This window comes from Nocardia rhizosphaerihabitans (assembly GCF_014646295.1).
Lineage (GTDB): Bacteria > Actinomycetota > Actinomycetes > Mycobacteriales > Mycobacteriaceae > Nocardia > Nocardia rhizosphaerihabitans.
On sequence record NZ_BMNE01000006.1, the window covers coordinates 412,016 to 424,336 of the forward strand.

Here is a 12,321-nt window from a genome sequence, read left to right on the forward strand (position 1 = left end):
CGATTCCAGGACAAGGAGTCCGAAGAGATATGACTGTCGAGACCACACCGGCCGCGAACCGGCGCACCGTCCGCAACGGTGATTTCCAGCTCGCCGTGTTCGAATACGGCGACGCCGCGGCCGAGACCGTCGTGCTCGTGCACGGCTGGCCCGACACCCATCACCTGTGGGACAAGGTGATTCCGCGGCTCGCCGAACGCTTCCACGTCGTCGCCTACGACACCCGCGGCCACGGCGAGTCCACCCGTACCCAGCGCACCGCCGACTTCCGGCTCGAGGAACTCTCGCGCGACTTCTACGCGGTCATCGACGCGGTGAGCCCCGACCGTCCCGTCCACGTGCTCGCCCACGACTGGGGTTCGGTGCAGGTGTGGGAGGCCGTGTGCGAGCCGCAGGCCACCGAGCGGATCGCCTCGTTCACCTCGGTGTCCGGCCCGAACCTCGATCACCTGGCCGCCTGGACACGCGATCGGCTCTCGCGGCCGAGCCCGCGCAACATCTGGCAGCCGGTGACCCAGGCGCTGTCCTCGGCCTACACCGCGTTCTTCATGACCCCGGTGCTGCCGCGTGCCACCTTCAACGCCATCGGCACCGAGAAGGTGTGGCAGCGGGCCGTCGCCCTCATGAACGACACCTCGCCCGCCAACGTCGTACTCGGGCCCACGTTCCGGCGCGACATGGTCGACGGGCTGCTCATCTACCGCGCGAACATCGCCCAGCGCATGCTGTCGCCGCGCGAGCGCCGCACCGAGGTCCCGGTGCAGCTGATCGTCGCCGGACGCGACGTCGCCGTGCGCCCAGCCGGCTACGACGATTCCCACAAGTGGACCGCGCGACTGTGGCGTCGTGACGTACCCGCCGGACACTGGATGCCGTTCTCGCATCCGGAATTGCTGGCCACTGCCACCACCGAACTCATCGACGCGCTCGGAAGCGGCGATGTGCCCCGCGGTCTGGCGCGCGCCGAAGTCGGCCGCAGCCGGAAGGAATTCGACGACAAGCTGGTCGTGATCACCGGCGGCGGCAGCGGCATCGGCCGCGAGACCGCGCTGGCCTTCGCCCGGCTCGGCGCCGAGGTGGTGATCTCCGACGTCAACGAGAACGCGGCCAAGGAGACCGCCGAGCTCATCGTCGCCGAAGATGGTGTCGCGCACTCCTATTCGCTCGACGTGTCGGACGGGGACGCGGTGCGTGAGCACGCGGACGCGGTGATCGCCGCACACGGCGTGCCCGACATCCTGATCAACAACGCCGGCGTCGGCCAGGCGGGCAGCTTCCTCGACACTCCGCCCGAGGAGTTCGACCGGGTGCTGCGGATAAACCTCGGCGGTGTGGTGAACGGCTGCCGTGCCTTCGGCGCCGCGATGGCCGAGCGCGGCCTCGGCGGGCACATCGTGAACCTGTCCAGCATGGCCGCCTACAGCCCGCAGCGGGACATGGCCGCCTATGCCACCAGCAAGTCGGCGGTGTTCATGTTCTCCGACTGCCTGCGCGCGGAACTGGCCGATCGCGGCATCTCGGTGTCGACCGTGTGCCCCGGCATCGTGCACACCAATATCGTTGCCACCACCCGTATTTCGGGTGTGTCCGCGGAGGAGGAGGCCGCCGCCCAGCGCAAGTTCGACAAGCTCTACGAACGGCGCGGCTACACCCCCGACAGGGTCGCGGCGCAGATCGTGAAGGCGGTGCGCAGCGGCCGCGAGATCGTGCCGGTGACGCCGGAGTCGTGGGTGCAGTACCGGATCAACCGGATCGCGCCCGGCGCGGTGCGGTTCGCGGCGCGCCGGATGAAGCTGGTCTAGGCGGTCACGCCCGGCGCAGTTGCTCCTCCACGGCGGCGACGTGCCGGGCGTCCACGCCCCACGGCTGCTCGACCCCGACCTTGCGGTCGAGGTCCCACAGCACGCACTCTTCGTCCGGTCGCGCCACCAGCGACCATGCCACCACGGTGCGGCCCAGCTGTTCGATCATCGACCCGTGGTCGGGTGCACTGTCGCCCGCGCCGTCGGGGAAGTGATGCAGGAACCGGCCGTAGGCCTCGGTGCAGAACTTCGCGTACAGCTGGGTGCACAGGATGAACCCGTGCCAGGCCTCGTCGACCGCGTGCGAGGGCATGCCGATCACCTGGTCGTCGCGCATCGCCGCGCCGCAACAGCGCAACCATTGGCGCAGACCGGATTCCACCAGCTCGCGTGGCTGCCAGGGGCAGGTCTTGAAGATCGCGTCGGGGAAGTGCAGGTCGGCGACCGTGCGATCGACCGCGGTGAGGTCGATCGGTCGCTGACCGCGTCGAAGGAACGAAAGCGCCACGAATTCACTGTAAGCCCCCTGGGTGGTCGCCTGTAGGTGCTGCCGGGGACGGCCGAGGCGGCTAGCCTGCAGACATGCTTTCGATGCTGGTGATCGTGCTCGCGTTTCTGGTGATCGGTGTCGCGGTGCTGGTCACGACCATCGTGGTACTGATCCGCAAGCTGAGCCCGCCCCGCAACAATCAGGGGTACGTCGATCAGAGCTGGCTGGCCGGGTCGGCGGGCAGTTACGGATTGTTCGACGGGTCGCCGGGGCCGCACGGTCACGGATCCAGCTGCGGTGGCGGTTCGACCAGCGGCTGTGGCGGCGGGAGCAGCCCCAGCTGTGGCGGGGGCTCGAGCAGCAGTGGTTGTAGTGGTGGGAGCAGCAGTAGTTGCAGCGGCGGAAGTAGCAGCAGTTGTGGCGGCGGAAGTAGCTGTGGCGGCGGCTCGTGAACGTGTGACCCACGTCGCATCGCCCTTGACCTGAACTCCGCTCGAGGTTCCATGCTGGACGCGTCCAGTGAACACCACGAAGGAGTCGCGATGCGTGCGGTGCAGGTCAAGGAATTCGGTGGTCCCGAAGTGCTCGAGATGCGGGAACTCCCTGCGCCGCAACCGGGTCCGGCCGAGGTGGTCGTCGACGTCGAGGTCGCCGACGTGATGTTCCTCGACACCCGGCTGCGCAGTGGCTGGGGCCAGGACTTCTTCCCGCTGAGCCCGCCGTATGTGCCCGGCGGCGCGATCGGCGGTGTCGTCTCCGTGGTCGGCGCCGAGGTCGATCCGGGCTGGGTCGGCAAGCGCGTGGTCACCCAGACCGCCGCCAGCGGTATCGGCGGCGGTGTGCCGACCGGCGGCTATGCCGAGAAGTCGCTCGCCAAGGCCGAGACACTGCTCGAGATCGCCGACGGGCTGAGCACGCAGCAGGCCGTCGCGCTCGCCCACGACGGTCGCACCGCGCTGGCGGTGTTCGATCATGCTGCCGTACAACCGGATTCGTGGGTGCTGATCACCGCGGCGGCAGGCGGGCTCGGCACCCTGCTCATCCAGCTGTCGGTGGCGGCGGGCGCCAAGGTGGTCGCGGCGGCGCGGGGAGTCGACAAACTCGCCCTCGCGGAACGACTCGGCGCGACCGCTGCCGTCGACTACTCGATCGACAACTGGGAGCAGCAGGTCCGCGAGATCACCGGTGGGGGAGCCCATGTCGTGTTCGACGGGACGGGTGGGACCATCGGCGGCCAGGCGCTGACCGCTGCTGCCGACAAGGGGCTCTTCCTCGGATACGGCTCCGCGGCAGGGGAGTTCGCGACAGTGGACGCGGATGCTGCTGCCGCCCGCGGGGTCACGGTGCTCGGACTGTTCGACATCGTCGCCGGCGAGGTCGACTGGTCCGCCCTCGCTCGCCGCGCGCAGGCCGATGTCGTCGCGGGAAGGCTGGAAGTGGTTATCGGACAGACGTTTCCGATTGACCAGGTAGAACAGGCGCACTCGGCGATCGAGAGCCGATCGGCACTCGGTCGTACTCTGTTGACGATCGGCGCGTCATTGTAACTTATAGTGCGCCGCAAGGGAATACGCGATAAGTTCATACTGTGCAGGGAATTATTGTCGTTGCGGTGATAGTTGCGGTTCTCTTGTTGGTCGGCGGGGTGATCAGGCTGGCCAGCAACCCGAGCGGTATGGAGCGGCGTGACCGTGAGAAGCGGGCACGCGCACGCCGACCGAAGGTCGAAAAGGCTTAGCCTTCCTCGGTTTTCGGTTGCAGTACCACCACGGCGATCGGTCGCCGCGTCTTCGTCTGATAGCCGCGGTACCGGTCGCCGTTGACTGCGTTCACCAGCTCCCATCGCCGGGCGTAGTCCGGATCGTCCGGGTAGGTCGCCCGCGCTGTCACGGCGACCTTGCGCGTCCCCACCTGGATCTCACACTCCGGCTGCGCCTTCACATTCGCCAGCCACCCCGGCGGTCGCGGCGACCCGCCGTTCGACGCGGTCACCAGAAAGTCCGCGCCGTCCTCGGCGTAGGTCAACGCCGAGGTCCGCGCCTGCCCGGTCTTACGCCCCACCGTCCGCAACAACAAGGTCGGATTCCCGAACAACAACCGGTGCCCCACCAGCCCACCGCTGTGCTCGTACACCCACTGATGCCCCCGCAGAACCCGCACGAAGATGTCGGTCATGCCCCCATCCTCGCCCGCCCCGCCGTACCTCGCCACCCGGCTCGCCAAGTGGTCAACCGCGCACCCACCGGGTACCATGCGACTCGTTCGCGGACACCCGCGACCAGGGGCGGTAGCTCAGTCGGTTAGAGCCGCGGACTCATAATCCGCTGGTCGTGGGTTCGAGCCCCACCCGCCCCACTTCCCCCGGGAAGCTCGATGGGCAACATCCGGATCATCCCGGACGCCCACTCAGTGACCGTCTGGGGCCAGAAACTCGAGCCGGTTGCCGACGGAGTCATGGCTATGGAACCGGCGCCGACCAGGAATCTCGGCGGGATCAGCCCACACAACCGGAAACCCGGCGGTGCTCAACGCTGTAGCCGTCGCGTCCACATCGACCACGAACGCCGGATGCGCCTTTCGCGCGGGGCGGAAGTCCTCCTCCACCCCGGCATGCAGCTCACTGTCTGGACCTCCAACCCCTGGCACGCGGAACCAGCATCCACCGCGCGCCGCCAGCAGCGGGGGCTTCGGCAACTCGATCCAGCCCAGAACACCCCCGTAGAACTCTCGAAGCCGATCCTCGCTGCCCGCCGGACATCCCACCTGCACGTGATGAAGCACCCCGTCACCCCATGGCACACGGTGACCATGCCACGGCGCACCAACTTTCCGAAGGGCTACAGTCTGCTCCAGCACCTCGCCCCTTGCCTCTCGTCAGGAAGACTGCCGCCCCGAGCGCTGAATTGCGAAGCCTCACAGTTCATGTCGATACCGGACGATGGAGCGAGGAAGTGCCCACGGCAGTGGACCTGGCGGTGCCCGCAGGCAAGATCGCTGCCCTGCTCGGTGGTCCGGGGGAGCTGGGAAGACCACACGTGCAAGCCCTCTGGCGAGCAAGCCGACCAGGGAACCCGAACCGGGCACTCCCGGAAGGGCAGGGTGCCCTCGCTTGTTCTCCGGTTAGGGTGATGTGTGGCGACCTTGGACTCTGATGATGAGATCACCGCCGCGACCATCGGCGAGCTGGAACCGTACGCGGTCAAAGTGGTCATCGAGGATTACAACCCTGGATGGCCGATCTGGTACTCGGAAGAGGAAGCAGCAATCCGAGCGGCACTGGGCGTGCTGGTCTTGCGCATCGAGCACACCGGCTCGACCGCTGTGCGCGGGCTCGCGGCGAAACCGGTTATCGACATCCTGTTGGTCGTCCCGGACACCGCCGATGAGGACGCCTACATTCCTGCTCTCGAGGCTGCCGGGTACACGCTGCGCATCCGGGAACCGAACTGGCTTCAACACCGCTGCCTTATCCGGCGGACAGAGAACGGTGCACCATGGAGCGTCAACCTGCACGTTTTCTCCCCAGAACTAGGCGCCGTCGAGATCGAGCGGATACTCGCCTTCCGCGACTGGCTTCGCACTCATGACGAGGACCGGGTCTACTACGAGCGGATCAAACGGGAACTCGGTCAACACGATTGGAAGTTCGTGCAGCACTACGCCAACGCCAAGAGTGATGTCGTCGAGGAAATCCTGCGCCGAGCCCAGCGAGGTTGAGCCCTCCGGTGCGAACGCTTCGAGCGCCACGGTCTTCGCGCGAGTTCCCGTTCGACCTGCGCAAATCTATGGTTCCCCGATGCGCCAACCTGTCAGCATCGCGTGAACGGCATTGTCCAGCAGGGTGATTCGATCGGCGGGGACGCCGATCGGGATCTTGCCTGCCGCGGCCAGTCCGGCGATTCCGTGCACCGTCCCCCAGATCATCGCGGTCCTGCGTGCCACTTCGTCTTCGTCCACCCCGGCGGGCTGGTTGGCGGCGACGGTGGTCGACAGGACGGTCCAATATCGGGTCGCGGCGGTGAGCAGGACGGGATCGTCGCTCATCGCGACGAGTGGGCCGAATGCGAGTGCGTGCACGTGGGGCCGCGTATCGACGAAGCCGACGTAGGCGCGCACGAGGGCGCGCAGCCGGTCCTCCGGGGAGGGCCCCGCGGTGGCTACCGCGGTCTCGGCATCGGCCGCGGCTTGCGCGAGTCCAGCGCCCGCTACGGCAGCGAGGAAGCGACGACGGTCGCCGAAGTGCACATACGGGGCCTGATGGCTGGTGCCGAGGGCTTGTGCCACCTTGCGGATGCTCAATGTCTCCGGAGGCTCGTCGCGGAGGAGATCCAGGGCGGTCGCGATGAGCCGATCGCGCAGCGTCGCGTTCGCTGACACAGAGCACCTTCCGTCGTGGTTGACAGTGTCAATCTACCGGTCGATACTGTATCTAAGGTTGACACTGTCAATCGAAGGATGGCAGCGATGTCCGAGCAGATCATCGAGACAACCGTCGGCCCGCTGGCCGTGCGTGACACGGACCCGGACGGCATGCTCCCGCCCGCTGTCCTCTGGCACAGCCTGTTCGTCGACAGCCGCAGTTGGGTGCGCGTCGAGCCCGCGCTGGCCCGCGATCGCCGGCTCGTCATCGTCACGGGTCCCGGACACGGCACGAGCGGCGACTGCGGTCGCCGGTACACGCAAGGAGAATGTGCCGAGGCCGCGGTCCAGGTGCTCGACCGGCTCGGCGTCGATGTGCCCGTCGACTGGGTCGGGAACGCGTGGGGTGGTCATGTGGGCATCCTCGTCGCCGCCGGGCACCCCGAACTCGTTCGTACGCTCGTCACCGCGGGCACGCCCGTGCGCGCGTACACGTGGAAGGGGCGACAGCGGACGCGACTGCTGCTCGTGCTCTACCGCCTCCTCGGCCCGGCTCGGTTCCTGATCGACATCCTGAGCAAGGTGCTGCTGTCACCGCGCACGTGGGCCAGCGATCCGGCGGCCGTCGCGATGGTGGGCGAGGAGTTCGGCGCGGCGGACCGGCGCGCGATGGCCAACGCGATCGTCTCGGTCTCGCTGCGCCGTCGCGACCTCACGCCGGCACTGCCTGCGGTTCAGGCGCCGACGCTGTTCCTCACCGGCAGCGACCATGCCGACTGGACTCCCGAGCAGGCGCGGGCGTCCGCAGCTGTGTTGCCGTCGGGATCGGCGGCTGTCGTCGATGGGGCGGCCTATCTCCTTCCGCTCGAGCGGCCGGACGAGTTCGTTCGGGCAGTGGAGGAGTTCTGGGCTAGGTGTGCCGTCTCGTGATGGTGACTCCGACCGTCGCCGATCTGCCGGATGATCACCCGTGCCCGATCGGCGCAGCGGCTCGCGCCGCGTCGGTGTCGGTCCGGTCCCGCAGCAGCTGCGCACGCCGGTCCCCCTTGGCCCAGGTATGCGTGCCAGGCTTACGCGCCTCGGTCGCCAGTTGCTTGATGGTGTGGGCGCACACGAACTCCTTCAGCTTCGCGCCGGGGCGGCCGCCGAGGTGGTACCACTTGGCGGCATCGTCCTTGTCGGCGAACTGGAAGACGCCCGCGTGGCGGCCGAGGCTGAGGCACTGACCAGCGAAGCCCAGGTCGATCGGGTCGGGGCGCCGGTCGGTGATCCGGTGCAGGATCGTGTCGGCGGCGTGCGCGCCCAAGGGGCCCGCGGCCTGACAGCTCATCCGGAACGGCAGGTTCGACGGTGCCGCCGAATCGCCCGCCGCGACGATCCGGTCGTCGTCGATGCTGGTCAAGGTCTCGTCGGTGAGCAGGCGGCCGACGGCGTCGGTGCGCAGGCCGCTGCGGGTCGCCAGGTCGGGGACGCCGAAGCCTGCGGTCCAGATGGTGACCGCGCTGCGGAGGGCATGGCCGCCGCTGAGCCGCACGGCATCCTCGGTCACCTCGACGACCTTCGCGTCGGGGCCTTCGAGGATCGTCACACCGAGCGCGGTCAGCCGCTTGGCGACCGCGCGCCGACCGCGCGCGTGCAGGTACGGGCCGAGCACATCGCCGCAGATCAGCGTCACGGCGCGACCCTGCTCCGCCAGCTCGGCGGCCGTCTCGATCCCGGTCGGCCCCGCGCCGACCACCGTCACCGTGGCCGTCGCCGCCGTGGCGTCGAGCGCGGGTGCCAGCCGCTGCGCTTCCTCCAAACTCGCGATCGGATAGGCGAATTCGGCCGCGCCCGGTACGCGCGGCGCCGCACTGCCGCTGCCCACCGCGTAGATCAGGTAGTCGTAGCCGATCGTGTCGCCGCCGGCCAGCGTCACGGTGCGCCCGGCCGCGTCGATCCCGGTCACCGCATCGACCATCAGTCGCACACCCGGCGCCAGTACCTCGCTGTACTCGGTGACCGCGTCGTCGGTCCCACCTACCAGCTGATGCAACCGAATGCGCTCGACGAACCGTGCTCGCGGGTTGATCACCGTCACCGCCACCTCGGCCCGCTGCGTCAGCCGATTGGCCGCCATCACACCCGCGTACCCGCCACCGATCACGACCACATCGATCTTCTCGCTCATCGGTCTCTCCTTCACTCGAGGGCTTCGGGCATAGGACGCCACCGGACCACTCGATGTGACAGTGTGTGACGCGAGTCACTGCGCGAGGCGACTTCAGGCGCGTGAGCTCGCGAGCAGCTCGCTCCACCGCTGGATGACGAGTTCGGTGTAGTCGTCGGCGGTGATGTCGTAGGCGCCGAGGGCGTAGCCGTCGTTAGCTTCGACCAGGGCCGTGCGGCCGTCGGCCAGCACGCCGAAGTCGATGCCGTGCGCGATCGGCGCGGTCGCGGTCCGGTGGTATGCCGCGACGGCGGACTCGACCACGCCCATGTCCAGGGTGATGGTGCGATCGCCGTCGTAATGGTCGACGGTCACGATCCGTCCGTCGATCACGTAGACGCGGTACTCGGTGCGCCAGGCCACGACCTCGGAACATCGGACCCGTCGTCGCCGGCTGGTGCTGTGCCACGCGATGGCATCGCGTTCGGAATAGCAGACCGTTCCGGTGAAGCGCTTGCGCCGGTCGGCCGGTTTCACGAATACCGGTGTCGCCGAACCGGTATCGAGTGCGCTCTCGACCTCGCCCAGGGTCGATGTCCACACTCTGCGCCCGAGGTAGTCGCGCAGGGCCTCGGGGTAGTCGTCGGGCTCGGGCACCGGAATGCGCAGTTGGCGCATCGCGCCGTGCATAGCGTCGGTGTCGCCGGCGATGAAGGTGTCCGGCCCCAAGGGCAACTGCCGGTGGTGGATCCGCTTCATGCTGTAGTGGCGGACCGGAATGCCGCGACGCTTCAGCCCTTCGGTGAGTAACCGCTCTTCGTGCCGCATCGGACCCGAGCCGGCGTATTGCAGAAACGCGACATCGAACCTCATCTTCCCAATGATTCGCCACCGCAGCGTGGTTCGTGGGGTGATTACTGATTATGCAATCCCCGCACCAGGAGTGCGACCACGCGACGAGGGTTGTAGCGGGGGTGGCTTCCGGCTCCGATGCACAGGTTGCCGACCGCGCGCAGGAACTCGTAAGGGTCTGTGCCGGAGGTGATTTCGCCTGCGTCTGTGGCGGCTTCGAGGAGCTGGGCGCAGGTGGGGATGAGGCGGTCGAGGAAGTAGGTGTGCAGGGTTTCGAAGGCGGCGTCGTCGGACTGGAGTGCTTCGGCGAGGCCGTGTTTGGTGGCGAGGAAGTCGACGAACTGATCGATCCAGGCGGTGAGGGCGGCGTGGGGGGAGTCGCTGGCGGCCAGGAGGGCGGGGCCCGCTTCGGCGCAGGCTTCGACCTGATGGCGGTAGACCGCGACGATGAGGTCCGCGCGGGTGGGGAAGTGGCGGTAGATCGTGCCGACGCCGACGCCCGCCGCCGCGGCGATATCGCGCACGGGGACGTCGACGCCGGAGGCGACGAAGGCCGCGGCGGCCGCGTCGAGCAGGGTCTGCTGGTTGCGCAGGGCGTCGGCGCGCTTGCGGGGCGCCGCGGGTGCACTGTCGTTGTCGGCCACTATGCCTCCGGGGGTTGGCAAGCGGAACAATGTTCCGTATGTTGATTATCGGAACGTGGTTCCGTTTATTCAGGATGTCAGATCCGGCGACCTGAACCAAGTCACACAGCTCTCAGAGGGGCAACTCATGCAGTACCGCAGCCTCGGCCGCACCGGCGTGCAGGTCAGCAGTCTCGTGCTCGGCGCGATGAACTTCGGCCGGTTGGGCAATTCCACGCAGGACGAGGTCACCGCCATGGTCGACGTCGCCCTCGACGGCGGCATCAACCTCATCGACACCGCCGACATGTACGGGCAGGGCGAGTCGGAGGAACTGATCGGCAAGGCCATCGCGGGCCGCCGCGACGACATCGTGCTGGCCACGAAGGCGAGCATGCCGATGGGGGAGGAACGCAATCACCGGGGCGGTTCGCGCCGCTGGCTGGTGACCGCGCTCGACGACAGCCTGCGCCGCCTCGGCGTCGACCACATCGACCTCTATCAGATCCACCGCTGGGACCCGAGTGTCAGCGACGAGGAGACGCTGTCGGCGCTGACCGACCTGCAGCGGGCGGGCAAGATCCGCTACTTCGGCTCGTCGACATTTCCCGCGTACCGCATCGTGCAGGCACAGTGGGCGGCGCGGGAATATCACCTGAGCCGGTATGTCACCGAGCAACCGAACTACTCGATCCTGCAGCGCGGCATCGAAACCCACGTCCTGCCGGTCACTCAGGAGTACGGGCTCGGCGTGCTGGTGTGGAGTCCGCTGGCGTCGGGCTGGCTCTCGGGCGCGATCCGCGCCGACCGCGAGATCGTCACCAGCCGTGCGGCCTTCATGCCACACCGCTTCGACACCGCGATCCCGGCCAATCAAGCCAAGATGAACGCCGTCGAGCAGCTGGCCGTGGTCGCCGACCAGGCCGGGCTGACCGTGATCCAGCTCGCCCTCGGCTTCGTCACCGCCCACCCAGGCGTCACCAGCGCCATCATCGGCCCACGCACCATGGCGCACTTGCACTCTCAGCTCGCGGCCGCTGACACCGTGCTGCCCGCCGATGTGCTCGACGCGATCGACTCCATCGTCGCCCCGGGCGTCGACCTTGCTCCCGAAGAAAAGCACGACACCCCACCGTCGCTGCTCGACGCCGCACTGCGCCGCCGCTGATTCCTCAGGCGAGGAGTTCGCGGGACAGGGTTGTGGTCCACCAGGTTTCGACGCGGTCCGGTGACCAGCCGCGTTCGGTGGTGAGGGTGGTGAAGACGTCGATGGTGCACAGGGCGGCGTAGATGTCGACGGAGGTGGTGAGGTCTTCGCGGAGGGTGCCTTCCGGCCAGGAGGTGAAGACCTGGATGCGGGTGTCGTCGGCGCGGCGGCGGGCGTCGGTGTAGGTGGTGGCCAGGTCGGGTTCGGTGCGGGCCGCCTCGCGGACCAGGGCGATCACGTCGGCGGCGCGTTCGAAGAGGCGGCGGTCGTAGCCGGCCATGGCGGCGAGCTGGCGGGGTGGGTCGCCCGCGGCGTCTTCGAGTTCGGCCAGCATCCGCGGGGCGTCGGCGGACAGGTCCGCGGCGTCGACGATGGCCTGGACCAGGCCGGTCTTGTTGCCGTACGCCGAGTACACGGTGGGGACGGAAACGCCTGCCTCGCGGGCGACTTCGCGAACGGTCGTCGCGGCCCAGCCCTTGGCGACGAACAGGCGGCGCGCGGCCTGGGCGATCTCGACGCTGGTGGCCTGGGCTTGCAAGGTTCGGTTCTCGTCGGCCTGACGATCGCCGGACGCCTCGGCGGCCTGATTCCGCGCTGGCATGCGCTGATCGGATTCCTCGCCGCAGCACTGCAATTCACCGCCGTGATGATCGCGCCGGTCGCCATCGACGAGAAGGGTCCGCTCGGTCTGATCGGCCTGTCCGGCTGGCTGCTGTGGACGATCTGGTTCGCCGCGAACGGCATTGCCCTGTTGCGCAGGGCGGGATGACTTTTGTCATCGTCTGCCCATGCGGATCTCATCGGTAATCGGTGATCGCGCGTACTACTGGCGAGGGTCC

14 protein-coding genes and 1 tRNA gene are annotated in these 12,321 nt (G+C 68.1%); 8 read left to right on the top strand and 7 right to left on the bottom strand.

Translation table 11 applies throughout. The features are described from left to right. The first annotated feature begins 29 nt into the window (after window positions 1-29). The gene (locus IEY60_RS26275) at window positions 30-1,802 is read left to right on the top strand and encodes an SDR family oxidoreductase (protein WP_189033145.1); all 1,773 of its coding nucleotides are present in this window, start codon (window positions 30-32) and stop codon (window positions 1,800-1,802) included. A 4-nt stretch (window positions 1,803-1,806) separates the two neighbouring features. Here IEY60_RS26275 and IEY60_RS26280 read toward each other — a convergent pair whose 3' ends face one another. Beyond that, window positions 1,807-2,310, bottom strand: a complete 504-nt coding sequence (locus tag IEY60_RS26280; protein WP_189033146.1) for a UCP032817 domain-containing protein — start codon at window positions 2,308-2,310, stop codon at window positions 1,807-1,809. 74 nt (window positions 2,311-2,384) lie between these two features. On the opposite strand from IEY60_RS26280, the gene IEY60_RS26285 reads away from it, so the two are divergent. Then, window positions 2,385-2,744 carry a hypothetical protein gene (locus tag IEY60_RS26285; RefSeq protein WP_189033147.1) on the top strand — a complete coding sequence of 120 codons (360 nt, stop codon included), beginning with the start codon at window positions 2,385-2,387 and terminating at the stop codon, window positions 2,742-2,744. 90 nt (window positions 2,745-2,834) lie between these two features. Then, the gene (locus IEY60_RS26290) at window positions 2,835-3,839 is read left to right on the top strand and encodes a zinc-binding dehydrogenase (RefSeq protein ID WP_189033148.1); all 1,005 of its coding nucleotides are present in this window, start codon (window positions 2,835-2,837) and stop codon (window positions 3,837-3,839) included. A gap of 187 nt (window positions 3,840-4,026) precedes the next feature. Here the strand turns inward: IEY60_RS26290 and IEY60_RS26295 are convergent, their stop codons facing one another. Beyond that, window positions 4,027-4,467, bottom strand: a complete 441-nt coding sequence (locus tag IEY60_RS26295) for a nitroreductase family deazaflavin-dependent oxidoreductase (protein ID WP_189033149.1) — start codon at window positions 4,465-4,467, stop codon at window positions 4,027-4,029. 106 nt (window positions 4,468-4,573) lie between these two features. Between IEY60_RS26295 and IEY60_RS26300 the strand changes: the two genes are divergently transcribed. Together IEY60_RS26300 and IEY60_RS26305 are read left to right on the top strand one after the other, a co-directional pair. Next, a tRNA-Ile gene (locus IEY60_RS26300) sits at window positions 4,574-4,647 on the top strand. A 777-nt stretch (window positions 4,648-5,424) separates the two neighbouring features. Then, window positions 5,425-6,009 carry a GrpB family protein gene (locus tag IEY60_RS26305; RefSeq protein ID WP_189033150.1) on the top strand — a complete coding sequence of 195 codons (585 nt, stop codon included), beginning with the start codon at window positions 5,425-5,427 and terminating at the stop codon, window positions 6,007-6,009. A gap of 66 nt (window positions 6,010-6,075) precedes the next feature. On the opposite strand, the gene IEY60_RS26310 is transcribed toward IEY60_RS26305, so the two are convergent. Beyond that, window positions 6,076-6,669, bottom strand: coding sequence for a TetR/AcrR family transcriptional regulator (locus IEY60_RS26310; RefSeq protein ID WP_229740126.1), 594 nt, complete (start codon window positions 6,667-6,669; stop codon window positions 6,076-6,078). An 87-nt stretch (window positions 6,670-6,756) separates the two neighbouring features. Between IEY60_RS26310 and IEY60_RS26315 the strand changes: the two genes are divergently transcribed. Then, on the top strand, window positions 6,757-7,581 hold the full coding sequence (locus IEY60_RS26315; protein ID WP_229740127.1) for an alpha/beta fold hydrolase: 825 nt from the start codon (window positions 6,757-6,759) through the stop codon (window positions 7,579-7,581). 34 nt (window positions 7,582-7,615) lie between these two features. On the opposite strand, the gene IEY60_RS26320 is transcribed toward IEY60_RS26315, so the two are convergent. From IEY60_RS26320 to IEY60_RS26330, 3 genes are all read right to left on the bottom strand, one after another. Further along, a complete protein-coding gene (locus IEY60_RS26320) occupies window positions 7,616-8,821 on the bottom strand; it encodes an NAD(P)/FAD-dependent oxidoreductase (RefSeq protein WP_189033152.1) in 1,206 nt (401 codons plus the stop codon). Between the two features lie 93 nt (window positions 8,822-8,914). Then, a complete protein-coding gene (locus IEY60_RS26325) occupies window positions 8,915-9,673 on the bottom strand; it encodes an ATP-grasp domain-containing protein (protein ID WP_189033153.1) in 759 nt (252 codons plus the stop codon). Between the two features lie 41 nt (window positions 9,674-9,714). Continuing rightward, window positions 9,715-10,296 carry a TetR/AcrR family transcriptional regulator gene (locus IEY60_RS26330; protein ID WP_189033154.1) on the bottom strand — a complete coding sequence of 194 codons (582 nt, stop codon included), beginning with the start codon at window positions 10,294-10,296 and terminating at the stop codon, window positions 9,715-9,717. 127 nt (window positions 10,297-10,423) lie between these two features. Here IEY60_RS26330 and IEY60_RS26335 point away from each other — a divergent pair, with 127 nt between their 5' ends. Beyond that, window positions 10,424-11,443, top strand: a complete 1,020-nt coding sequence (locus IEY60_RS26335) for an aldo/keto reductase (protein WP_189033155.1) — start codon at window positions 10,424-10,426, stop codon at window positions 11,441-11,443. 4 nt (window positions 11,444-11,447) lie between these two features. Here IEY60_RS26335 and IEY60_RS26340 read toward each other — a convergent pair whose 3' ends face one another. After that, complete coding sequence (locus tag IEY60_RS26340) at window positions 11,448-12,020, bottom strand: TetR/AcrR family transcriptional regulator (RefSeq protein WP_229740128.1); 573 nt, start codon at window positions 12,018-12,020, stop codon at window positions 11,448-11,450. On the opposite strand from IEY60_RS26340, the gene IEY60_RS26345 reads away from it, so the two are divergent. After that, window positions 12,015-12,251 (top strand): hypothetical protein, encoded by a 237-nt coding sequence (locus IEY60_RS26345; RefSeq protein ID WP_189033312.1) that lies wholly within the window; start codon window positions 12,015-12,017, stop codon window positions 12,249-12,251. The two genes, IEY60_RS26340 and IEY60_RS26345, sit on opposite strands and share 6 nt — an antisense overlap. Window positions 12,252-12,321 lie beyond the last annotated feature (70 nt).

Excerpts from the sequence above, each read along its gene's own strand:
- IEY60_RS26295 (WP_189033149.1), bottom strand. The coding sequence starts at position 4,467 with ATGACCGACATCTTCGTGCGGGTTCTGCGGGGGCATCAGTGGGTGTAC.
- IEY60_RS26320 (WP_189033152.1), bottom strand. The coding sequence starts at position 8,821 with ATGAGCGAGAAGATCGATGTGGTCGTGATCGGTGGCGGGTACGCGGGT.
- IEY60_RS26335 (WP_189033155.1), top strand. The coding sequence starts at position 10,424 with ATGCAGTACCGCAGCCTCGGCCGCACCGGCGTGCAGGTCAGCAGTCTC.
- IEY60_RS26275 (WP_189033145.1), top strand. The coding sequence starts at position 30 with ATGACTGTCGAGACCACACCGGCCGCGAACCGGCGCACCGTCCGCAAC.
- IEY60_RS26290 (WP_189033148.1), top strand. The coding sequence starts at position 2,835 with ATGCGTGCGGTGCAGGTCAAGGAATTCGGTGGTCCCGAAGTGCTCGAG.
- IEY60_RS26315 (WP_229740127.1), top strand. The coding sequence starts at position 6,757 with ATGTCCGAGCAGATCATCGAGACAACCGTCGGCCCGCTGGCCGTGCGT.
- IEY60_RS26325 (WP_189033153.1), bottom strand. The coding sequence starts at position 9,673 with ATGAGGTTCGATGTCGCGTTTCTGCAATACGCCGGCTCGGGTCCGATG.
- IEY60_RS26285 (WP_189033147.1), top strand. The coding sequence starts at position 2,385 with ATGCTTTCGATGCTGGTGATCGTGCTCGCGTTTCTGGTGATCGGTGTC.